The organism is Micromonospora sp. NPDC051227, from assembly GCF_044455385.1.
In the GTDB taxonomy this organism is placed as follows: Bacteria; Actinomycetota; Actinomycetes; order Mycobacteriales; family Micromonosporaceae; genus Micromonospora.
Genome location: NZ_JBITET010000015.1, coordinates 119833 through 141657, shown reverse-complemented (window position 1 = coordinate 141657; position 21825 = coordinate 119833). Strand labels below are relative to the sequence as shown.

The following is a 21825-nucleotide window of genomic DNA, read 5'->3' as shown; positions in this document are numbered from 1 at the left end:
CGACACCGACCAGGCCGATCCCACCCCGATCGCCGCTTAAAATCAGACCGGATCCTGCGATGGTCGTCTCCTACACCACCAGCGCGGACGTGACCCGGCTGCGGCTCGCACGAAGGTGTCGTCCATCGCGACCAAAGTCGCCGACAACTCGTCGATGGACCGAGGGTCGCCCATCAGGGCCAGCGAATGTCCCCGCCATCGGCGGAGGTGAGTTTCGTCGAGGAATATCCCTGGCAGGTCGGGGTCGCGAACTCCTGTGACGCCTGAGAGGTGCCGGCTCGCTCGGTCGAGTGAGTGGCGGCAATCGTCCGGGCGTCGGCTGAGCGCCCACAGCTCTGCTTCGGCGGCGGCCAACCAGGACGACAGTCGAGGCGACAACCGGGTTCGTCCGCAAGCCTGTGCTTCCTGCACGAGCTGCGCCCCCAGTTCCGGTCGACCGGCATCGGCCAGGACGTATGCCTGCTCGCCCATGGCATGGGCGAGGTGAAGCAGGTCGTCAGCCTCCCGTGCGGCGCTCTTCGCCAGTTCGTAGTGCCGCCAGGCGCGATCCGCCGCTCCGACATCGAGAGCCTGCCACGCCGCGAGCGATGCGGCTTCTGCCAGAGCGCGGGCGAGCGGTTGCCTGGCAGATGGCAGCACGGTAAACGACAGGCTCTCCTGAAGACGGGACAGATGGCTCTGCATCTGGTCGACGAACCGCGCCGCCCCGAGCTGACGGTCCATGGTGCGGAGGAGTTCCGTCTGATGCCGAAGGGTGTGCACCATCGATTGACCGACCGAGTGCGAGGCATCGAGTTGTTCAACCAGTCGTGCGTAACCGTTCCCGTGGTCGTCAACAGGCACGTTATCGGAAAATAGTTCATCATCGGTCGTACCCAGGAGGCTCCGCAGGATGGCCGCGTAACTGCTTGAGATCTTCCGCCGGCCGTTCTCCCACTCGGAGACGTAGACCCGAAGGCTGTTGGTGGAAGCGATCATAACCATGCGTCGGCGGCCGTACTGCTCGATCTCATGGACCAGCCTTGCCTGGGACCAACCCCTAGCGACACGAGCGCGACGCAGGTGATTTGCCATAGCCCCCTGCCGATCAATGATGGCGGGCTCAGCCTGCCGTAACCGTGGCCCTATTCCAAGTGGCAGCGGTTAACAGCGGCGGGTTAACCCCTGTTGTCTATCGCAGACCTATGACATTCGGTCTGCTGTGGGCAGCACTCCGCTGCTGTACCGCTGAACAAGCTACGGCGATGGAGTGGGCGACGCCGCCTGAGCGATGCTGCTCGGGCGACGTCGCCTCCAGGGTCACCTGCCAAGGAGGGCACTGTCGTGCGCGCGTTTCTCCGTCATCTCCGGGCCGAGCCACCCCGGCCGGTGTCCTATCGGGCGGCCAACTACGTACCCCTGAAGCCCTGGCAGGTCCGCGGGCACCGGGTCACTCGGCGTGGCCGGCGTGGCGTGGACGCCGTGGAGGTCGCCGAGTTCCTCGACCGCGTCGCCGACGATCTGGCCGAGGTGTACGCGGCGTTGGGCAGCAGCCGGCGGGAGGCCGAGCGGATCAAGGATGCGCTGAGGTGCTGGCAGTCACGGCGGGCCCGCGAGGACCTGGCGGCCCGCCGATGAGCGCCCGGTGGGTGGCGCACCTGCCGTTCACCGCCGCCGACCTGCCGGCGGCACAGCAGTTCGCCGGCACCCTGGCCCGCTCGCTGACCTTTTTGTCCGAGGTGGACGCGGGCGAGACCACGGTGTCCGCCGAGGACGCGCAGGGCGTACGTCATCGGGTCTTCTGCGACCTGCCCCTCGACGGCGGTCGGCGGTGCGTGCGGCGGGTGGAACACGACGGTGACTGCGCGGCCCGGCGGTGTCGGTGACCACCGTGCCCGTCGTCGTCTGCCCGGACTGCGAGGGCATGACCTTCACGCTGGAGCCGTGCCGGTGCACCACCTTCGGGGACCGGTTCCTCGCCGACGCCGACGCGCTCGGGCCGCGCCGGGAGGCGTACCGGAGCTGCGAGCAGTGTCGCGGCGCGGGCACCGTCGCGTACCCCTGTTATCACTGCGGCCGGCGCGGCCGGCGGCGGGCGCAGCTCGTGGTCACCGTCGCCAACCTGGACACCGGCGCTGTCGCGTCCCACCAGGTCGTGCCCGGCGGCCTCGACCCCCACCGCGACCCGGCGGGCCGCTGGGTGGTCGACCTTTCTTCCCGGGTACGCGAACTCGGCGCCACCGTCGGCGCGGTCCTGAACGAGGCCGACGCGCCTTCGCTGTGGCTGGACCGGCAGTGGCGACCCGACCTGCCCGCAGCGCTTCGGCACGAGCTGGAGGCTCACGCCATCCTGCGGGCCGATCACGCCCCCTGGCGGCTGGTGCCGGGCCGATCCGCCGCCCCGGCGACTGTCGACCCGGCCGCACGGCTGGCCCGGCTGTGTGCGCTGGCCGACCTGCTGCTGCTCGACCTGGTCGTCGAGGCCCGCCGGCAGGATGCGGGGTTTTGCTGGGCCATTCGGTACGAGGTGCCCGGCTCCCCGGTGCCGCTCGGGTCGCCCGGCTGGTGCCGGGACCTGTCGGAGGTGTTGGCCTGCACCGACGTGGCCAAGGCGCTCAGCGGCCTTGCCGAGCGCGGCCTGGCCGCTCCAGCCCGGCTGTTGCGCCCCGACTCGCCGCGCCCACCGGCCGCTCCGGCCGTGGACGTCGACCAACTCGAACGCCGCGTCCTCGCTGACTGCGTCGACGCGGCCCACGGCGACGAGTTGCCCGGCGCGCAGGCCCTGTGGCGCAACGGCCGCTGGTGGCACACGACTCTGCGCGCTGGCGAGCCGGTGGAGACCCTCGCGGAGCAGCCCACCGGCCAGGTCGTCCGCCGTGTGCGGGTGCCGGTGAGCCGCGGCTACGAACCGCCCGACCCGCCCTGGCTGGGTGAACCCGTCGACTGGCGGCCCTGCCCGGACTGCCGACCACACAGCCGGCTACGCGCCTGCGACTGCCGGCTCGGCGGTCACGCGGCCGACCCCGACTGCCCGCACTGCTGCGGTGCCGGCCTGCGCCCGTCCGCGCTGCACTGCTTCACCTGCGGCGACACCCAGCGCCTGCACCAGACCGTGCTGGTCACCGTCACCGACCTGCGGCACCGGGTGGTGCACCTGGCCTGGCAGGCCGGCACGCCCGAAGTCGCTCCGCTGGTCGCCACCCAACCGGGCGGCAAGCCCGTCGTCCAGCTTCCGGACCGATACCGGCTCGGCTCCTGGGCGGCCGTGCTCGGCGCGCGGCCCGACGACCTGGCCGACGCCGACGGCGGGCAGCCGATCTGCAAGGACCTCCGCGACGGGTACGTCACGCTGCCGTGGGCCGGGGCCGACCCGGTCGGGGAGCACGTCCGCAGCACAGGCCGGGGGACGCCAGCCGGCCGTCTGATCGTGGTGGCGACGCCTCCCGACGCGCCGCCGCTGGCCGAGTTGCTGCGGCTCGCCCTCGGCCTCGACCTGGCCCTCGTGGTGGCCGTGTGCGACCTGCGGCACAACGCCGCAGACCCACTGCTGGCCGACGGATTGCGCTGGTCTGTCGAGGTGAAGCCGCTTGACGCACCTGTCCGCCCCGACGACTTCCCCTACCGGCCGAGTCTGGCCGCCGCGCTCTCCTGGTGCGTCGAGTGCCTGACCGACGCCGTAGCTGGGGCCGCCCCAACCGACCCGACGGCGCCCATCCCGGTGCCCGGCTCGGGGCCGCGTGACGTCGCCGATCCCGAGCCGGAACTGCTACGCCTGGCGGCCCAGCACGCCGGGCAGGCGGTCACCGTTCGCTTCACCCGCGCCGGCTGCACGGTGTACCGACACGACGACGACGGCGTAAGCCTCCTCGCCGAAGCTCCCGACCTGCGCGATCTTCGGTTGACCTGAGGGCTGAGGGAACATATGTTCGATCACGTGGGGCGATCTGAGGTGCGCCGGGCTTCTCTGCCGGCTCCGCGTGGCCGGTGGGCCGGGCGGCCGGGAGTTGCCTCTACGATCAGGGGCATGGACCGGGTGATGGTGGAGCGGGCTGCGCTGATCGCGCTGCTGCGGCAGCCAGACCTCAGCTGGTCTGATGCCGTGCACGACATTCAAGAGGTCGGCACCGCGCTGGCAGTCCTGCGCCGGGTCGTCGGGCAGACCGACACGCTCTTTCCCGACACCCGCTCCGTCGACTCGCTGATCGAGTCCGCGGCCGGCGACCTCGCGGGCTGGCAGGCCGAGGGCATCACAGTGCGGGCCTTCTTCGACGACGACTACCCCGCCCAGCTGCGTGACATCCGCGAGATGCCGCCAGTGCTCTTCGCCCGTGGTGAGTCGCGCCCCGACGCTCGGGCCATCGCGGTGGTCGGCAGCCGCGAAGCGAGCGATCGAGGAGTCGAGATCGCCAGCTCAGTATCAGAATCGCTGGCCCGCCGTGGTGTGACGGTGGTCAGCGGTCTGGCGAAAGGGATCGACACCGCGGCCCACCAGGCGGCACTAGCGGCAGGGGGCCGCACCGTCGCGGTCATCGGCACCGGAATTCGTCATCACTACCCGACGGTCAACCGGGCGCTCCAGGAGCACATCGCAGAGGTCGGACTGGTGCTCAGCCAGTTCTGGCCCGATGCCGCCCCGACAAAGCAGAGCTTCCCAATGCGAAACGCGGTGATGAGCGGCTACGCCGCTGCCACCGTGGTCATCGAAGCCGGTGAACGCAGTGGAGCCCGGATCCAGGCGCGGCTCGCTCTTCAGCACGGTCGGCCCGTGGTGCTCACCAGTCAGGTGATGCGGCACGACTGGGCACGCGCCTTCGCCGCCCGGCCCGGCGTCCACGTCGCGCACGGGACCATGGACCTGGTGGAGGCGGTCGACGCCATTCTCGACCGTTCACCGGCTGCGGCCGAGCTGGAGGGCTTTCCTGATTTCGCCAGCCTCTGATCCGTGGGCCAGGGTCCGGGAGTACGTCGAGACCCAGCGGAACTTCCTTCGAAATCCCCTGCCCACCCTGCCCTGGATCTGCCCGACGTGTCGCGGTGTCCGCACTCCCGGGTTCGACTACTGCTACCCCTGTCAGGAACACCAGACGGCGTCTGGTGGCCTGCTCGCCGACGTGGTCGTACCAATCGCCTACTCGCCGCGTACCGGTCAGCATCACCACCACCTGCGCCTGTACAAGTCCAGGCCGGGGTCGGCCCAGGCTAGGTGGAATCTGCTCGCACTGCTGCTGCTGTTCCTGCAGCGGCACCTCGACTGCGTCGCTGATCGGATGGGCGGTGCGCCGACCCACGTGGTGGTCGTGCCGAGCACCCGGGGCCAGGCTCATCCGCACCCCCTGCAGGATCTGATCGGCGATCGTCTTGGACTGCCGTGGCTCGCGGCGCTGTCCAATCCCCGCCACGGATCTGAGACGCGGACGTTCCAGCGCGACTGGTTCACGGTCCAGCTTCCGGTCGAGAGCGTCAGCGTTCGGCCGCTGGTCCTGGACGACACCTGGACGACCGGTTTCCGGGCGCAGTCGCTGGCGTACGCCTTGAAGAGCGCTGGCGCGTCGTCGGTGGCGGTCGTGGTGCTCGGGCGGCACATCAGGCCGGAGCATGTGGCATCCCGACCGCTGCTGAAGGCGATCGAGGATCCGATGTTCGATCCGGCTAAGTGCGCTGTAGAACGATGAGCGGAGATCTGCCCGGAATCAAACTCGCCTTCGGGATTTGGGCTGTCCGCTCGGTCCCGGGACGGCGCTGCCCGACCAGGCGAGTCTCCACGCCAGCCGGGCAGCACTCCATTTCTGATCAGCTGTCGGCGGTCAGGCCCTTGAGCATCTCGGCGAAGTCGGCGGTCTCCGCTGGCGGCGGGGACTCGATGGTCACCGCCTTGCCGTAGTCGGTGTAGTCGATCACCATGTCGCCCATCTTGCCCATGACCATGCCGGCCCGACGCGGCCGGTACTGCTCGTCGACCCACAGGTCGATCTTCAGCTCCTTGACGCCCTGCGCGGCCAGCGCCTGCTCGGTGGCGGCCCGGCGCCCGGCGTCGATCTGCCTGAGGTAGGTCGCCACCGGAGTGGTGACTGTGTAGTGCACAGTTGGCACCCCACTCACCGTCTCCTGCCCCACGACCGTCGTGCCCTCGATGGCGAGCAGCGTCTTGACCTGCTTGACCGGGTCGGCGTCCTCGAACTGCTTGGTGAAGTCCGTGCCAGTCATCTCGCCCAGACCGGTCAGGTCCATCTTCATCCAGCGCTTCCCACCCGCACTCGTGCGGCCCTCCGCTGGAATCTCGGTGAAGATCACCGCACCGATCATCCGGACGGTGGTCTTGGCGCCCTTCACGTTGGTCATCGTCATCTCGGCCTTGAGTGGGTCACCCAGGTCCAGGACACCCTGCATCGAGATCTTCTCGCCGCCCATGGTGCCCGTCATCGTCACGGTCACCGAGTCGGTCTTGTTAGTGGCCTCGGCCGTCTTCAGCAGCGACCCCTTGAGATCACTGGCCAGCAGCTCCAGAACGCTCGGCTGCTTCGGCTCGTCGGATCCGCCGGACGTCACGCCGCAGGCGGAGACAGCGAACGCGGTGAGCGCCGAGACCGTCACCAGAGCCGGCTTCTTCCAAAATGACACGTACACGCCTTCCCCCGTAGGAATCTGGGGGTGATCCCCAGTAGACCGACGACACGCTAGCCCACGTGGTCGATTCGTGGGCACCGCGTTTTCGCCAATCCGCCCTTGATCGAGACGTGATCGGTGATGTCGGGGTATCCGGGTCGACGGGATACCCCGACATCGCGGATGTCGGCGGTGCGGGCAGGGCCGGGTGGTTACTCCGGGACGCGGCGGTAGGCGCCGTCGCTGGCCGAGGTGGCCATCGAGGCGTACGCGCGCAGCGCCGCCGACACCGGGCGCTGCCGATCGGTCGGGGTGTACGGCTTGTCGCGCTTCTCCTCGGCCACCCGGCGAACCTCCAGCTCCTCGGCGGGCACGTTCAGCTCGATCGACCGGCTCGGGATGTCGATGACGACCTCGTCGCCGTCGCGGACCAGGGCGATCAGCCCGCCGGAGGCCGCCTCGGGGGAGACGTGCCCGATGGAGAGCCCGGAGGTGCCGCCGGAGAAACGGCCGTCGGTGAGCAGCGCACAGGAGCGGCCCAGCCCGCGTCCCTTGAGGAACGAGGTGGGGTAGAGCATCTCCTGCATGCCGGGGCCGCCCTTGGGCCCCTCGTACCGGATCACCACGACGTCCCCGGCGACCACCTGCTTGGCGAGGATCGCTGTCACCGCGTCGTCCTGCGACTCGTAGACCTTCGCCGGGCCACGGAAGGTCAGGCAGTCGTCGGGCACGCCGGCGGTCTTCACCACGCTGCCCTCGGGTGCCAGGTTGCCGTGCAGGATGGCCAGTCCACCGTCGGCGGAGTAGGCGTGCTCACGGTCCCGGATGCAGCCGCCGGCCGCGTCGGTGTCCAGCGACGACCACCGGTTGGTGGTGGAGAACGGCTCGGTGGTGCGCACCCCACCGGGGGCGGCGTGGAACAACTCGACAGCCGTCGGGGTGGGGGAGCCGCCGCGCACGTCCCAGTCGGTCAGCCACTGTGCCAGCGAGGGGGAGTGCACGGCCCACACGTCCCGGTTGAGCTGCCCGGCCCGGTCCAGTTCGCCGAGGATCGCCGGGATGCCGCCGGCCCGGTGCACGTCCTCCATGTGGTAGTTCGGCGAGTTCGGCGCGACCTTGGCCAGGCACGGCACCCGCCGGGAGATCGCGTCGATGTCGGTGACGCCGAAGTCCATCTCCGCCTCGCGGGCGGCGGCCAGCAGGTGCAGCACCGTGTTGGTGGAGCCGCCCATCGCCACGTCCAGGGCGACAGCGTTCTCGAAGGCGGCCTTGGAGGCGACCGTACGCGGCAGCACCGAGTCGTCGTCGCCGTCGTACCACCGCTTGGAGATCTCCACGACGGTCCGGCCGGCCTCGACGAAGAGCGACCGGCGGGCGGCGTGGGTGGCCAGCGTCGAGCCGTTGCCTGGCAGCGCGAGCCCGATCGCCTCGGTGAGGCAGTTCATCGAGTTGGCGGTGAACATGCCGGAGCAGGAGCCGCAGGTCGGGCAGGCGGAGCGTTCGATCTCACCGAGCTGCTCGTCGGTGACCGCCTCGTTCGAGGAGGCGATCATCGCGTCGATCAGGTCGATCTTGCTGTGCACGACGCCCTCGATCGCCATCGTCTTGCCGGCCTCCATCGGGCCGCCGGAGACGAAGACGGTCGGGATGTTGAGGCGCAACGCGGCCAGCAGCATCCCGGGGGTGATCTTGTCGCAGTTGGAGATGCAGACCAGGGCGTCCGCGCAGTGCGCGTTGACCATGTATTCGACCGCGTCGGCGATCAGCTCACGGCTGGGCAGCGAGTAGAGCATGCCGCCGTGGCCCATCGCGATGCCGTCGTCGACAGCGATGGTGTTGAACTCCCGGCCCACCCCACCGGCCTCGGCGACCGCGTCGGCGACCAGGCCACCCATGTCCTTGAGGTGTACGTGACCAGGCACGAACTGGGTGAAACTGTTGGCGATGGCGACGATCGGCTTGCCGAAATCGTCGTCGGTCATCCCGGTGGCCCGCCAGAGGGCCCGGGCGCCGGCCATCGTCCGACCGTGTGTGGAAGTCCTCGACCGCAGCTCAGGCATGCATACCAGCATGACACCACCGGCACGCCGGCCCACCCGGGTATCTGCCGTGTCCCAACAGATGCACACTCAGCCCCCCATGACGTGCGCCCATCCGGCACTCTTGGAGGCGTGCATTTTCCACCGGGCCTGGTCGCTGTCGCGGCGCTCAGCGGGCTCGTCGCCGCGGTGGCCGCCGTGCTGCTGACCGCCGTCGCCCGGCGGCGGACGATGCCGCGTCGACCGGCGCACGTGCTGCTCGCGGCGGCCGCCGGTGTTGCAGTGCTCAGCCTCCTGGCCGGCGTGGTCGCCGCGCTCAGCGCGAACGAACACTGGGCCCACGAGCAGGGGCAGCGCACCGGTTGGGCGACAGTGGTGGCGATCGGCACGGCGGTGAGCGGGCTGGCCTTCGCCGCTGGTCTGCTCCGGCTGCCCGGGGTGGCCGCCACCGCGGCCGGAACGGCCCGGCTCGCCCTGGACGGGCTGGTCATGGCGGCGGCGCTGTGGTTCGTCGGCTGGGTGCTCTTCTCCGAGCCCACCCGGTTGCTCGGTGCCGCCACCCCGATGGCCTGCCCGGCGATCCTGCTGGCCACGGTGAGCGCCGCGCTCGGTGCCGGGCTCGTCGTGATCGTCGTCTTCCGGGCGGCGGCGCCACGTCGACGGCTCGCCGCACTGGGCGCCGGCATCAGCGCGGTGACCTGCGGCGGCCTGGGTCTCAGCGCCGGGCTCTGCCAGGCCGGGCCGACAATGGCGCTGACCGGTGCGGCGGTGCTCGCCGCCGGTCTGCTGACCGTCGCGCTCGCGGTGTACCGGGCCGACCGGCCGGGGCAGATCGACCTGGACCTGGTCGGAAGCGACGGCGAATACGCGATCGCCCCGATGCTGGCGATGGCCGCCTCGGCGATGTACCACCTCGTCCAGGACGGCCGGTTCACCGCGGCGGGCATCGTGGCCGGCAGCGTGGAGGGCTTCGCCCTGGTGGCACGGCAGTACCTCACCCTTCGCGACGTCCGGGGGTACGCGAACCGCCTGGCCGAGCGGGAGGCGCACTTCCGGGAGCTGGCGCACACCGATCCGTTGACGTCGTTGGCCAACCGGCGCGGGCTGCTCCGGGCGCTGCACCGCAACGCCGCCGACCACAACCCGTGTGTGCTGCTCGGCCTGGACCTGGACGGCTTCAAGAACGTCAACGACATGCGGGGCCACGACGTGGGCGACGCCGTGCTGGCCGAGGTGGGCCGGCGGCTGCGCGGCAACCTGCGCCCCGGCGACGTGGCCGCCCGGCTGGGTGGCGACGAGTTCGCCGTACTCATGCAGGGCCGACCGGTCGAGGCGGACCGGGTCGCCGAACGGCTCCTCGGGGTGCTCAACCGGCCCTACGACCAGCCGGAGGGGCCGGTCTTCCTGTCGGTGAGCATCGGGGTGGCCGACTGGGCCGACGAGCCGGACGTGGAGCTGTTGCTGCGCCACGCCGACCTGGCGTTGCGCTACGCCAAGCAGCGCGGCAAGAACCGGATCGAGCGGTACGACGCCGCGTACGACCAACTGCTGCGTCGGCGTACGACTGTGGAGCACGAGCTACGCGGGGCCATCGACCGCGACGAGCTGCGGTTGGCGTTCCAGCCGGTGGCGTCGCTGCCGTCGGTGCGGCCGGTCGGCGCCGAGGCGCTGCTCCGTTGGCACCACCCTGAGCTGGGCAACGTGCGCCCGGACGAGTTCATCCCGCTCGCCGAGGAGTGCGGCATGATCGCCCCGCTCGGTGCCTGGGTGCTGCATCAGGCCTGCTACCAGCTCTCCCGGTGGCTGGCGGACGGGCACGACGTCTGGGTGTCGGTCAACGTCTCCCCGCGCGAGCTGCACGCCCCGGAGTACGTGGTCCAGGTCGCCGAGGCGCTGCGCGCCCACCACGTGCCGCCGCAGCGGCTGGTGCTGGAGGTCACCGAGCACGCCGTCGCCACCGACCTGGACGAGCTGATCCGCCGGCTCACCGCGCTGCGGTTGACCGGTGTCCGGATCGCGCTGGACGACTTCGGGGCCGGCTACTCGTCGCTGGGGCAGCTGCGCCGGTTGCCGATCGACATCCTCAAGATCGACCACAGCCTGGTCGCCGAGCACGAGCCGGTCCGCCCGGTCGGCCAGGACGGCCCGGCGTTCGCCCCGATGGTCGACATCGTCATGCGCCTGGGTCACCAGTTGGGGCTGGAGGTGATCGCCGAGGGGGTGACCACCCCGACCGAGTTGGCCGCGGTGGTGGCCGCCGGTTGCCGCTTCGGCCAGGGCGCGCTCTTCGGCTGGGGGGTGCCGGCCGAGCACCTGGAGGCGATGCTGGAGGCGGCCACATCCCCGGGTGCGCGTCCCGCTCCGGTGCCCGCGCCGCGCCGTGCTCCGGGCGGGTCCGGGCAGCCCACCCCGCCTGCCGATGGCGCGTCGCCAGCCGACGCGCCGACCTCCGTTAACCAACATGTGGGATCAGTTGACTCATCGCGTGAGATGCGTCAGGCTTAGCCGCATGTCGTCGTACCGGTCGCTGCGAGTACTTACCTGAGCGCACTCTCCCTCACCGAGAGTGCGCTGGCCCCGTGCATCTGCACGAGGGCCGTTTTTATTGCCATCGGAACCTGGCGAGGCGGGCCCCGCCCGCGTCGCATCGCTTGACTAGCCACCAGCCACTCCAGCCGAAGGCCAGAACCGCCATGACGAGACCAACGCCCGAGACCCTCGCCCACACCGCCCGCCGGGCCCGCGCGGCCGCCGACCCGACAGTCGACGTGGACCAGGCCGCCACGCGCACGGCCACCCCGGCCGTCCCGGCGGTACGGCCCGCCGCCGCGACCCCGATCTCCGGAGCCGGCTCGCTCGTGCGGTCCCTTGAGGCGCTCGAGGTCGACGTCGTCTTCGGCATTCCGGGCGGCGCGATCCTGCCGGCGTACGACCCGCTCTACGACTCGACGGTCCGGCACATCCTGGTGCGGCACGAGCAGGGCGCGGGGCACGCGGCGACCGGCTACGCGCAGGCCACCGGCAAGGTCGGCGTCTGCATCGCCACCTCCGGCCCGGGCGCTACGAACCTGGTCACCCCGATCGCGGACGCGTACATGGACTCGGTGGCGATGGTGGCGATCACCGGGCAGGTGGCCAGCCCGTTGATCGGCACCGACGGCTTCCAGGAAGCGGACATCCAGGGCATCACCCTGCCGATCACCAAGCACAACTTCCTCGTGCAGAACGCCGAGGAGATCCCCCGGGTGCTGGCCGAGGCGTTCCACCTGGCCAGCAGTGGGCGACCCGGCCCGGTGCTGGTCGACATCCCCAAGGACGTGCTTCAGGCGCCGACCACCTTCTCCTGGCCACCCACCCTGGACCTGCCCGGCTACCGGCCCACCCTGCACCCGCACGGCAAGCAGATCCGGGAGGCGGCGCGGCTGATGGCCGCAGCCCGACGGCCGGTGCTCTACGTCGGCGGCGGGGTGCTCAAGGCCGGTGCCACCGACGGGCTGCGCCGGCTGGCCGAGCTGACCGGCATCCCGGTCGTCACCACGCTGATGGCGCTCGGCGCGTTCCCCGACTCGCACCAGCAGCACCTGGGGATGCCCGGCATGCACGGCACTGTCGCCGCTGTCTACGGGCTGCAGAAGGCGGATCTGATCGTCGCGCTGGGCGCACGTTTCGACGACCGGGTCACCGGCAAACTGGACTCGTTCGCCCCGGACGCGACGGTGGTGCACGCGGACATCGACCCCGCCGAGATCGGCAAGAACCGGCACGTGGACGTCCCGATCGTCGGCGACGCCAAACACGTCATCGACGAGCTGATCGCCGCGGTCACCGCCGAGCGGTCGGCGGGGCGCACCGCCGACCTCGGTGACTGGTGGACGCAGCTCAACGACCTGCGCAACCGTTACCCGCTGGGCTACGACGAGCCGGTCGACGGGACCCTGTCCCCGCAGTACGTGATCAAGCGGCTGGGCGAGATCGTCGGCCCGGACGCGATTTTCGTGGCGGGGGTGGGCCAGCACCAGATGTGGGCGTCGCAGTTCATCTCCTACGAGAAGCCGTACACCTGGTTGAATTCCGGCGGCCTCGGCACGATGGGCTACGCGGTGCCGGCGGCGATGGGTGCCAAGGTCGGCAAGCCGGACACGGTGGTCTGGGCGGTGGACGGGGACGGCTGCTTCCAGATGACCAACCAGGAGTTAGCCACCTGCGCGTTGGAGGGCATCCCGGTCAAGATCGCCGTCATCAACAACGGCAACCTCGGCATGGTCCGGCAGTGGCAGACGCTCTTCTACAACGAGCGCTACTCCAACACCGAGCTCGGCACCCACAAGCACCGCATCCCCGACTTCGTCAAGCTCGCCGAGGCCCTCGGCTGTGTCGGGCTGCGGTGCGAGAGCGCGGATGACGTGGACAAGACCATCGCCGCCGCCATGGAGATCAACGACGCGCCCGTCGTGATCGACTTCGTGGTCGGCAAGGACGCGATGGTCTGGCCGATGGTCGCCGCCGGCACCAGCAACGACGAGATCATGTTCGCCCGTGGCGTCCGCCCGGTCTTCGACGAGGATGACATCTAAATGAGTGAGCGTAGCGAACGAATCATCAAGCTCAGTGTTGCGCATGGCCATGCCATGACCGAGCGAAGCGAGGCCATGGCATGACCATGCACACCCTGTCCGTGCTGGTGGAGAACAAGCCCGGCGTGCTCGCCCGGGTCTCCGGCCTGTTCTCCCGGCGCGGGTTCAACATCGACAGCCTCGCCGTCGGCGAGACCGAGAACCCGGACGTCTCCCGGATCACCATCGTGGTCAACGCGGAGTCGTCCCCGCTGGAGCAGGTCACCAAGCAGCTGAACAAGCTGGTCAACGTGCTCAAGATCGTTGAGCTGGATCCCCAGGTGTCGGTCGCCCGGGAGTTGCTGCTGGTGAAGGTTCGCGCCGACCGGTCCGCGCGGTCGCAGGTGCTGGAAACCGTCAACCTGTTCCGCGCCCGGGTGGTCGACGTCGCACCGGACACGCTGACCATCGAGGCCACCGGCACCCCGGACAAGCTCGACGCGCTGCTACGCGACCTCGAGGCCTTCGGCATCAAGGAAATGGTCCAGTCCGGGCTGGTGGCCATCGGGCGCGGCTCGCGTTCGATCACCGCCGGTCCCGCGCTGCGGGCCGCCTGACCCGCCGCCGGTCGGCCCTCGGCCGGCCGTCCCGGATTTCATCCGCACAGACCACGACGGGCCGCCCCGGCCGTCGTACGAAAGGGAAGTTCTCATGAGCGTTGAGGTGTTCTACGACGACGATGCCGACCTCGGCCTGATCCAGGCCAAGAAGGTCGCGGTGATCGGTTACGGCAGCCAGGGCCACGCCCACGCGCTGTCGCTGCGTGACTCCGGCGTCGACGTGGTGATCGGTCTGCCGGAGGGCTCGAAGAGCCGTCCCAAGGCAGAGGAGCAGGGCCTGCGGGTGGTCACGCCGGCGCAGGCCGCCGCCGAGGCCGATGTGATCATGGTGCTCGCACCGGACACCGCCCAGCGCGGGATCTACGCGGAGTCGATCGCCCCGAACCTCGCCCCGGGCAAGGCGATCTTCTTCGGTCACGGCTTCAACATCCGGTACGGCCTGATCAAGCCGCCGGCCGAGGTGGACGTGGCGATGGTCGCGCCCAAGGGCCCCGGCCACCTGGTCCGCCGCCAGTACAGCGACGGCAAGGGCGTGCCCTGTCTCGTCGCCGTCGAGCAGGACGCCAGCGGCAACGCGCTCGCGCTCGCCCTCGCGTACGCCAAGGGCATCGGCGGCACCCGGGCCGGTGCGATCAAGACCACCTTCACCGAGGAGACCGAGACCGACCTCTTCGGCGAGCAGGCGGTGCTCTGCGGCGGCGCTTCGGCCCTGGTGCAGACCGGTTTCGAGGTGCTCACCGAGGCGGGCTACGCCCCGGAGGTCGCCTACTTCGAGTGCCTGCACGAGCTGAAGCTGATCGTCGACCTCATGTACGAGGGCGGCATCGCGAAGATGCGCTACAGCATCTCCGACACCGCCGAGTACGGCGACCTCTCCCGTGGCTCGCGCATCATCGACTCCCGGGTCAAGGACGAGATGCGCAAGATCCTGGGTGAGATCCAGTCCGGCGAGTTCGCCCGCGAGTGGGTCGCCGAGGACGAGGCCGGCCGGCCCAACTTCACCAAGTGGCAGGCCGAGGGTGCGGCGCACCCGATCGAGGAGACCGGTAAGAAGCTGCGCGGCATGATGAGCTGGGTCGACCGCCCGATCACCGAGACCGCCTGACCCGTCCGAACGACGATCTACCGACAGCCCCTGGGCTGGCGCTCTCCCCAGCGCCGCCCCGGGGCTGCCCGGCATGCTGCCGCCCGTCAATACGTCGGGCGGCAGTGCTCGTGCGCCACGACTCGTCCGGAGTGACCCGGGTGACCGACGCGGCCGGTGCTCACGCGGCCGGCGCAACCGTGTCGGTGCGGTGAACGGCCGATGTCCGTCGCCCGACCGGGCGTGTGAGGGCACTCACCCCGAAGACCGGAACACGCCGACCAGCGGGGCCCCTACGATCGCCTGTAGGTGCAGCAGCCGGCACCTGACGGCCACGGCACGGATCAGCGCAGGGCGCAGTGCGGCGCCCCGCCGCCCGGGCCGATCGCAAACACGACCTCTACGAGGACCGATGAATCCTGTCGTACTGATCGCCGAAGAACTCGCCCCCGCCGCCATCGAGGTGCTCGCCCACGACTTCGACGTCCGTCACGTCGACGGCACCGACCGTCCGGCCCTGCTCTCGGCGCTCTCCGAGGCCGACGCCGTCATCGTGCGCAGCGCGACCCAGATCGACGCCGAGGCGGTCGCCGCCGCGCCGCGACTCAAGGTGGTCGCCCGGGCGGGCGTCGGGCTGGACAACGTCGAGGTGCCGGCCGCCACCGCGCGGGGCGTCATGGTCGTCAACGCGCCCACCTCCAACATCGTCTCCGCCGCCGAGCAGGCCGTCGCGCTGCTGCTCGCCGTCGCCCGTAACACCGCGAGCGCCAGTTCCGCGCTCAAGGCGGGGGAGTGGAAGCGGTCGAAGTACACCGGCGTCGAGGTCCAGGGCAAGACGGTCGGCGTGGTGGGGCTCGGTCGCATCGGGGTGCTCTTCGCGTCTCGTATCGCCGCGTTCGGCACCCGGCTGATCGCGTACGACCCGTACATCCAGCCGGCCCGTGCGGCGCAGCTCGGCGTCCGCCTGGTCGGGCTGGAGGAGCTGCTGCGGGAGAGCGACTTCATCTCCATCCACCTGCCGAAGACGCCGGAGACGGTGGGCCTGATCGGTGAGAAGGAGCTGGCGCTCGTCAAGCCCGGCGTTCGCATCATCAACGCCGCCCGTGGTGGGTTGGTCGACGAGCAGGCGCTCGCGGACGCGATCGCCGAGGGCCGGGTCGCCGGCGCCGGTGTCGACGTGTACAGCAAGGAGCCGTGCACCTCGTCGCCGCTGTTCGCCTTCGACAACGTGGTGGCCACCCCGCACCTGGGCGCCTCCACCCACGAGGCGCAGGACAAGGCCGGTCTCGCCGTGGCCAGGAGCGTCAAGCTGGCGTTGCAGGGCGAGTTCGTCCCGGACGCGGTGAACGTGCAGGCCGGCGGTGTGGTCGCCGAGGACGTTCGGCCGCTGCTGCCGCTGGCGGAGAAGCTCGGCCGGGCGTTCACCGCGGTCGCCGGTGGGGTCGCCGCCAGCGTCACTGTCGAGGTCCGCGGTGAGATCGTCAGCCACGACGTGTCGGTGCTCAAGCTCGCCGCCACCAAGGGCCTGTTCAGCTCCGTGGTCGAGGAGCAGGTCACCTACGTCAACGCCCCGCACCTGGCCGCCGAGCGTGGCGTCGAGGTCACCCTGGCCACCCTGGCCGAGACGGCCGAGCAGCCGACCCTGGTCACCGTGCGCGGCGCGCTGCCGGACGGCCGGACGGTCAGTGTCTCCGGCACTGTCACCCACTCCGGCGCTCGGGACGTGCTGAAGCTGACCGAGGTGGACGGCTTCGACGTGGAGATCGGCGCGGAGGGCATCCTGCTCTTCCTGCGCTACGCCGACCGGCCCGGTGTGGTCGGCACTGTCGGTACCCTGCTCGGCGAGTCGGGTATCAACATCGCCGCCATGCAGGTGGCTCGTCGGGAGGCGGGCGGTGAGACGCTGATGACGCTCACCGTCGACCAGGCGCTCGGCGCCGACCTGCTCACCTCGGCCGCCGAGTCGATCGGCGCCACGGCGGCCAGCGCCGCCGACCTGCGCGACGAGTAGTAGACGACAAACACCGTGGGGGGCCTGGCGATTCGCCGGGCCCCTCGTCATTTCCCGTCCGTGCCGCCGGTCAGGTCAGCCGGGCAGCCGCGCCGGCGGCGGGTAGACCGAGCCGTCCTGCGGGTCGAAGAGCATCAGGCCGTGCTCGCCGGCCAACCGCTCGATGTCCAGTAGCACCTGGTCCGCGCACGTCGGATGCAGGTTCAGCTCGACGTGGTCGTGGGCCGCGTGCAGCGGCGCCACGGCCCACGGGCTGTTCGGGCCGGGGTGACGGTCCGGATAGGAGGCGGTGATCGCCCGGTAGAAGCTGACCACCCGCGGATCGGGGTAGCGGTCCACGTGCCGCCCCTGCCGGCAACCGTTGACCGCTGTCCGCACGTCCTCGGGCGTCGCCCCGTCCTCCAGGGCCCACACGCTCAGATCGAAACTCACGGCGGATAGCGTGCCATCCGCCGTTCACCATGTCGAAACTGCCTCGCCGCCGGTCAACCACCGATCACCGAAGTATCCGGTCACGACGGTCCGGTGTGGAGACTCTTGCGTCGAGTTGCGTCGATTCGCTAGCGTACGCACTGCGGTCACTGGCCGAGTTCGAGGCGCCGGCCCGTCTTCGGGTGGCGCGGTCGACGTCCGGCCCGACCGGTCCGCACCCCTCGGTTGTGCGAGCCACGCGCACTCGTCGCTGACCGGCCTCCACGGTCGTTGCCGAGACCGTGGGGGCCGATCGCGGGCCGGACCGGCTCAGCGACGGTGCGCGAAGAGCGCGCGATAGTCGGAGTTGCCCCGGAACCACGCCAGGCCAGTTGGGCCGGCGGCGTAGAGCGCGGTGGCGTAGCCGTCGGCGATCGCCAGGTCGGGGCCCACCACTGTGGCGGCGACGAGGTGATCGGCCGGCTCGCCGGTGTGCGGGTCCACCACGTGCCCCTGCCGCCCGGTCACCCCGGAGGTGCCGATCGCGCCGGCAGTCATCTCCAGCACCAGCGGCGCCCGCTCGGGTGCGGTCGGGTGATGCACCGCGACCCGCCACGGTCCGCCGTGCGGCGCGCGGCCCCGGACGACAAGGTCGGCGCCGGCGAGTACGGCATAGTCGTGGATGCCGGCGGCGCGCAGTCGCTCAGCGGCGCGTTCCACAGCCCAACCGCCGAGAAGACCGCCCGGGTCGAAGCCGCCGGGCACCGCCCAGGCGTCGAACCATCCGTCGGTGGCCGCGCGCATCGCGGCGCAGCGGTCTACCAGATCGGCGAGCGGCGGGTACGACTCCGGGCTGATCTCGCCCCGACGCAGCCGGGAGACGAGGCTCTCCGGTCGGTTGGGCCCGTAGGTGAGGTCGATGGCGCGCAGCTCGGCGACGCTGTCCCGCAGCGCTTCGCCCACGCCCCGGCGGCCGAGCCACTCGGGGGCGTTGAGCAGCAGGGTGTACTCGGCGGTCGCGGTGCGAACGGTGTGCTGCACCCCGATCCGGCCCTCGGTGGCCGCGGCCGGGTCGATCCGGTGCCGGCGGCTGCCGAGTCGAAGGTCCGGCCGGCGGTTGCGGAACGCGGACGGGTCCGGCCAGCGGGTCCGTGGCTGCTCGTCGATGCGCATCGCACCTGCCCCCTCGCACATGGGGCCGCGTCATCGCGACCCCGTTGGTCAGCGAGCCCCCGCGACCCACTGAGCACTACCGTAGGCAGCGGAGATGACCGCCCCATGAGTCCCAGCTGAGAGGGTGCTGTGCATTCTCGATCCCAAATTGTGGACGCAGCGTACCGGGAGGCGGGACGGCGACGTACCGTTGCCCGAACGGAACCGTTGAGCAGAGGAGTGCGGTCGTGGCGCGGATCGCGGTGGTGGCCGGAGACGGCATCGGGCCCGAGGTGGTCGCGCAGGCCCGCAAGGTCCTCGACGCGGTGCTGCCCGACGTGCAGGCCACCGAGTACGACCTTGGCGCCGCCCGCTGGCACCGTACCGGAGAGGTGCTGCCCGACTCGGTGCTGACCGAGCTGGCCGGGCACGACGCCATCCTGCTCGGCGCGGTCGGTGACCCGACCGTTCCGCCGGGTGTGCTCGAGCGAGGACTGCTGCTCAAGCTCCGGTTCGCCTTCGACCAGTACGTCAACCTGCGCCCGTCCCGGCTCTGGCCCGGGGTCGCCGGCCCGCTGGGCAACGTGAAGCCGGGCGAGGTCGACCTCGTGGTGGTGCGCGAGGGCACCGAGGGGCTCTACGCCGGTGCCGGTGGTTCCCTGCACCGGGACACCCCGGCCGAGGTCGCCACCGAGGAGAGCCTGAACACCCGGCACGGCGTGGAGCGGGTGATCCGCGACGCGTTCGCCCGCGCCGGCCGCCGGGAGCGGCGCAAGGTCACCCTCGTGCACAAGACCAATGTGCTCACCCACGCCGGGTCGCTCTGGGCGCGTACGTTCGACGCGGTCGCCGCCGAGCACCCGGACATCGAGACCGAGTACCAGCACGTCGATGCCGCGGCCATGTTCCTGGTCACTCAGCCGCAGCGCTACGACGTGGTGGTCACCGACAATCTCTTCGGCGACATCCTCACCGACATCGCCGCGGCCGTCACCGGCGGCATCGGGCTGGCCGCCAGCGGCTGCATCAACCCCGAGGGGGCGTACCCCTCGATGTTCGAGCCGGTGCACGGCTCGGCGCCGGACATCGCCGGGCAGGGCATCGCCGACCCGGTCGCCGCGGTGCTCTCCGCCGCGTTGCTGCTGGAGCAGCTCGGGCACAGCGAGTCGGCCGCCCGGGTCAACGCGGCGGTCGCCGCCGAGCTGGCCAGCCGGGTGCCGGGCGTAAAGCTGCGTACCGAAGAGGTCGGCGACCGGCTCGCCGCCCACGCTGTAGCCTGATCACCCCGGCCCGAGTGGCGACCGGCCCTGAGGCTGGTCTGCCACGGGCAGCCCGACCGGCGCTACCCGCTTAACGACCGTTCGGGGTAGGTTTCTGGCACAGCCATGTCGGTGTGCGGTCCCGCATGCCGTTGTCCCGCAGGGAGGTCAGCGCGATGAGCGGTGGTGACAAGCTCGACTTCGAGATCCGTCCGAATCTCGCGCCGGTATCCGCCGCCGATCGGGCCGCACTGCTGACCAACCCCGGGTTCGGCAGGGTCTTCACCGACCACATGGTCACCGTCCGCTACGCCGACGGCAAGGGCTGGTACGACCCCCGGGTGGAAGCCCGTGCCCCGATCCCGATGGACCCGGCCAGCGCGGTGCTGCACTACGCGCAGGAGATCTTCGAGGGGCTCAAGGCGTACCGCACGGCCGACGGTGGCGTGACGATGTTCCGGCCGGACGCCAACGCGGCCCGCTTCGCCACCTCCGCGCAGCGGATGGCGATGCCGGTGCTGCCGCCGGAGGTGTTCGTCGACTCCCTGCACAAGCTCATCGAGATCGACCGGGAGTGGATCCCCACCGGCGAGGACGGCAGCCTCTACCTGCGGCCGTTCATGTTCGCCAGCGAGGTCTTCCTCGGCGTCCGCCCGGCCAACGAGTACCTCTACATGGTGATCGCCTCACCGGTCGGGGCGTACTTCACCGGTGGCGTCAAGCCGGTCACCGTCTGGGTCTCTCCGGACTACACCCGGGCCGCGCCCGGTGGCACCGGCGCGGCCAAGTGCGGCGGCAACTACGCCGCGTCGCTCGCGGCCCAGGCAGAGGCCATCGAGGCCGGCTGCGACCAGGTCGTCTTCCTGGACGCGGTGGAGCGCCGGTTCGTCGACGAACTGGGCGGCATGAACGTCTTCTTCGTCTACGACGACGGCACTGTGGTCACCCCACCGTTGACCGGCACGATCCTGCCGGGCATCACCCGCGACGCCGTTCTCACGCTGGCCGGCGCGGCCGGACACCAGGTCGAGGAGCGGCCGGTCAGCTTCGCCGACTGGCAGGCCGACGCCGCCAGCGGACGCCTGAAGGAGGTGTTCGCCTGCGGCACCGCCGCGGTGGTCACCCCGATCGGTGGGGTCCGCTTCCCGGACGGTGAGTTCCTGATCGGCGGTGGCGAACCCGGTCGGGTCACCATGGCCCTGCGTCAGCAGCTGGTCGACATCCAGCGGGGCAAGGCGGCCGACCCGCACGGCTGGGTGCAGCGGGTCTTCTGATCTCCGCCGCTGCGCCGGCCCGTCCACCCGGACGGGCCGGTGCAGTCGGCCCTACGCGTCGGTGGACTACGCGTCGGTGGACTGCGCCTCGGTGGGCTCGTCGAGCAGGTGGTCGCGGAGCGCGGCGAGCTGCTCGTCGGTCACCCCGGCGTGGCGCAGGTACGCCTCGACCGAACCGTGCCCCGCGCGCAGCTCGTCGAGGAAGATCTGCATCGCCTCGGCGGGTGAGGCCAAGAACGGCGCCGGCACCTCCACTCCGTCCGGGTTGATGGAGGCCAGCCACGCGCTGTACCGGGCCGACGCCTCGCTGCTGAGCGCGTAGTCCGCGGTGATGTCCGCGTCGTCGACGCCGAGCACGGCGAGGGTCAGCGCGCAGACGATGCCGGTGCGGTCCTTGCCGGCCACGCAGTGCACGACCACCGGGGCGTTGGCGGAGTCGGCGATCAGCCCGACGGCCTCGGCCAGGCCGGCGGTGCCGGTCTGCGCCAGGGCGGCGTACCGGTCCGCGAGGTACCGGGCCAGGCTCGCGCCCTCCTCGTGCGGCACGCCCGCCCACTCGTCGTGCTCCGGGTGGATGTGCCGGTAGGTCAACCCCTGGTATGCCGGCACCCGGCCGTCCCGCTCCACCTCAGTGGGGCGGCGCAGGTCGATGACGGTGCGGATGCCGATCGCGACGAACGCGTCCCGGTCCTGTTCGGTGAGGCGGTGCAGCGAGTCGGAGCGGTAGAGCCGACCACGGCGTACGGGTCGGCCGCCGTGCCCGAGGTAGCCGCCGGCGTCGCGGAAGTTGAAGGTGGCGGGGAGCGGAATCTGTCGGCTGTCGTCGATGGCGTCCACGCC

At 70.9% G+C, this 21825-nt stretch carries 18 protein-coding genes; 12 read left to right on the top strand and 6 right to left on the bottom strand.

Features of this window, described 5'->3' with window-relative positions:
• Positions 1 to 42: 42 nt before the first annotated feature.
• Positions 43 to 978 carry an XRE family transcriptional regulator gene (locus ACIA47_RS28255; RefSeq protein WP_396711399.1) on the bottom strand — a complete coding sequence of 312 codons (936 nt, stop codon included), beginning with the start codon at positions 976 to 978 and terminating at the stop codon, positions 43 to 45.
• A 345-nt stretch (positions 979 to 1323) separates the two neighbouring features.
• Between ACIA47_RS28255 and ACIA47_RS28250 the strand changes: the two genes are divergently transcribed.
• The 5 genes from ACIA47_RS28250 (at position 1324) to ACIA47_RS28230 (ending at position 5651) form a co-directional block, all read left to right on the top strand.
• Entirely contained in the window at positions 1324 to 1617 is a 294-nt protein-coding gene (locus ACIA47_RS28250; RefSeq protein WP_396711398.1) for a DivIVA domain-containing protein, read from the top strand.
• Positions 1614 to 1865, top strand: coding sequence for a hypothetical protein (locus tag ACIA47_RS28245; protein WP_396711397.1), 252 nt, complete (start codon positions 1614 to 1616; stop codon positions 1863 to 1865). The genes ACIA47_RS28250 and ACIA47_RS28245 overlap by 4 nt, the downstream gene beginning before the upstream one ends.
• Positions 1862 to 3886 carry a hypothetical protein gene (locus ACIA47_RS28240; protein ID WP_396711396.1) on the top strand — a complete coding sequence of 675 codons (2025 nt, stop codon included), beginning with the start codon at positions 1862 to 1864 and terminating at the stop codon, positions 3884 to 3886. The genes ACIA47_RS28245 and ACIA47_RS28240 overlap by 4 nt, the downstream gene beginning before the upstream one ends.
• Positions 3887 to 4003: 117 nt before the next feature.
• Entirely contained in the window at positions 4004 to 4918 is a 915-nt protein-coding gene (locus ACIA47_RS28235; protein WP_396711395.1) for a DNA-processing protein DprA, read from the top strand.
• Between the two features lie 172 nt (positions 4919 to 5090).
• Positions 5091 to 5651, top strand: coding sequence for a phosphoribosyltransferase (locus ACIA47_RS28230; RefSeq protein WP_396711394.1), 561 nt, complete (start codon positions 5091 to 5093; stop codon positions 5649 to 5651).
• Positions 5652 to 5769: 118 nt separating this feature from the next.
• Here the strand turns inward: ACIA47_RS28230 and ACIA47_RS28225 are convergent, their stop codons facing one another.
• Both ACIA47_RS28225 and ilvD read right to left on the bottom strand, forming a co-directional pair.
• Positions 5770 to 6597 carry a hypothetical protein gene (locus ACIA47_RS28225; protein WP_396711393.1) on the bottom strand — a complete coding sequence of 276 codons (828 nt, stop codon included), beginning with the start codon at positions 6595 to 6597 and terminating at the stop codon, positions 5770 to 5772.
• Positions 6598 to 6794: 197 nt separating this feature from the next.
• On the bottom strand, positions 6795 to 8642 hold the full coding sequence (gene ilvD / locus ACIA47_RS28220; RefSeq protein ID WP_396711392.1) for a dihydroxy-acid dehydratase: 1848 nt from the start codon (positions 8640 to 8642) through the stop codon (positions 6795 to 6797).
• Between the two features lie 111 nt (positions 8643 to 8753).
• On the opposite strand from ilvD, the gene ACIA47_RS28215 reads away from it, so the two are divergent.
• The 5 genes from ACIA47_RS28215 to serA all read left to right on the top strand — a co-directional run bounded on the left by ACIA47_RS28215 (position 8754) and on the right by serA (position 16889).
• On the top strand, positions 8754 to 11126 hold the full coding sequence (locus tag ACIA47_RS28215) for a putative bifunctional diguanylate cyclase/phosphodiesterase (protein ID WP_396711391.1): 2373 nt from the start codon (positions 8754 to 8756) through the stop codon (positions 11124 to 11126).
• A 188-nt stretch (positions 11127 to 11314) separates the two neighbouring features.
• Positions 11315 to 13195: an acetolactate synthase large subunit gene (locus ACIA47_RS28210; protein WP_203120520.1), complete on the top strand. Its 1881-nt coding sequence runs from the start codon at positions 11315 to 11317 to the stop codon at positions 13193 to 13195.
• An 80-nt stretch (positions 13196 to 13275) separates the two neighbouring features.
• Complete coding sequence (gene ilvN / locus ACIA47_RS28205) at positions 13276 to 13791, top strand: acetolactate synthase small subunit (RefSeq protein ID WP_088946549.1); 516 nt, start codon at positions 13276 to 13278, stop codon at positions 13789 to 13791.
• Positions 13792 to 13885: 94 nt separating this feature from the next.
• Positions 13886 to 14899, top strand: a complete 1014-nt coding sequence (gene ilvC / locus ACIA47_RS28200; RefSeq protein WP_112582057.1) for a ketol-acid reductoisomerase — start codon at positions 13886 to 13888, stop codon at positions 14897 to 14899.
• A gap of 391 nt (positions 14900 to 15290) precedes the next feature.
• Positions 15291 to 16889 carry a phosphoglycerate dehydrogenase gene (gene serA, locus ACIA47_RS28195; RefSeq protein WP_203120521.1) on the top strand — a complete coding sequence of 533 codons (1599 nt, stop codon included), beginning with the start codon at positions 15291 to 15293 and terminating at the stop codon, positions 16887 to 16889.
• Between the two features lie 75 nt (positions 16890 to 16964).
• Here the strand turns inward: serA and ACIA47_RS28190 are convergent, their stop codons facing one another.
• Entirely contained in the window at positions 16965 to 17321 is a 357-nt protein-coding gene (locus ACIA47_RS28190; protein ID WP_091393184.1) for a hypothetical protein, read from the bottom strand.
• Positions 17322 to 17630: 309 nt separating this feature from the next.
• Positions 17631 to 18473 carry an FAD:protein FMN transferase gene (locus tag ACIA47_RS28185; protein ID WP_203120522.1) on the bottom strand — a complete coding sequence of 281 codons (843 nt, stop codon included), beginning with the start codon at positions 18471 to 18473 and terminating at the stop codon, positions 17631 to 17633.
• A 227-nt stretch (positions 18474 to 18700) separates the two neighbouring features.
• Here ACIA47_RS28185 and ACIA47_RS28180 point away from each other — a divergent pair, with 227 nt between their 5' ends.
• Positions 18701 to 19732: a 3-isopropylmalate dehydrogenase gene (locus ACIA47_RS28180; protein ID WP_396711390.1), complete on the top strand. Its 1032-nt coding sequence runs from the start codon at positions 18701 to 18703 to the stop codon at positions 19730 to 19732.
• 155 nt (positions 19733 to 19887) lie between these two features.
• The gene (locus ACIA47_RS28175; RefSeq protein ID WP_203120523.1) at positions 19888 to 20985 is read left to right on the top strand and encodes a branched-chain amino acid aminotransferase; all 1098 of its coding nucleotides are present in this window, start codon (positions 19888 to 19890) and stop codon (positions 20983 to 20985) included.
• A 66-nt stretch (positions 20986 to 21051) separates the two neighbouring features.
• Here ACIA47_RS28175 and ACIA47_RS28170 read toward each other — a convergent pair whose 3' ends face one another.
• Positions 21052 to 21822, bottom strand: a complete 771-nt coding sequence (locus ACIA47_RS28170; protein ID WP_396711389.1) for a tyrosine-protein phosphatase — start codon at positions 21820 to 21822, stop codon at positions 21052 to 21054.
• Between the last annotated feature and the right edge of the window lie 3 nt (positions 21823 to 21825).

What these genes read in the sequence shown, in the direction of transcription:
- ACIA47_RS28255 (WP_396711399.1), bottom strand. Translation starts at nt 978, where the DNA reads ATGATCGCTTCCACCAACAGCCTTCGGGTCTACGTCTCCGAGTGGGAG.
- ACIA47_RS28245 (WP_396711397.1), top strand. Translation starts at nt 1,614, where the DNA reads ATGAGCGCCCGGTGGGTGGCGCACCTGCCGTTCACCGCCGCCGACCTG.
- ACIA47_RS28235 (WP_396711395.1), top strand. Translation starts at nt 4,004, where the DNA reads ATGGACCGGGTGATGGTGGAGCGGGCTGCGCTGATCGCGCTGCTGCGG.
- ilvD (WP_396711392.1), bottom strand. Translation starts at nt 8,642, where the DNA reads ATGCCTGAGCTGCGGTCGAGGACTTCCACACACGGTCGGACGATGGCC.
- ACIA47_RS28210 (WP_203120520.1), top strand. Translation starts at nt 11,315, where the DNA reads ATGACGAGACCAACGCCCGAGACCCTCGCCCACACCGCCCGCCGGGCC.
- ilvN (WP_088946549.1), top strand. Translation starts at nt 13,276, where the DNA reads ATGACCATGCACACCCTGTCCGTGCTGGTGGAGAACAAGCCCGGCGTG.
- ilvC (WP_112582057.1), top strand. Translation starts at nt 13,886, where the DNA reads ATGAGCGTTGAGGTGTTCTACGACGACGATGCCGACCTCGGCCTGATC.
- serA (WP_203120521.1), top strand. Translation starts at nt 15,291, where the DNA reads ATGAATCCTGTCGTACTGATCGCCGAAGAACTCGCCCCCGCCGCCATC.
- ACIA47_RS28185 (WP_203120522.1), bottom strand. Translation starts at nt 18,473, where the DNA reads ATGCGCATCGACGAGCAGCCACGGACCCGCTGGCCGGACCCGTCCGCG.
- ACIA47_RS28175 (WP_203120523.1), top strand. Translation starts at nt 19,888, where the DNA reads ATGAGCGGTGGTGACAAGCTCGACTTCGAGATCCGTCCGAATCTCGCG.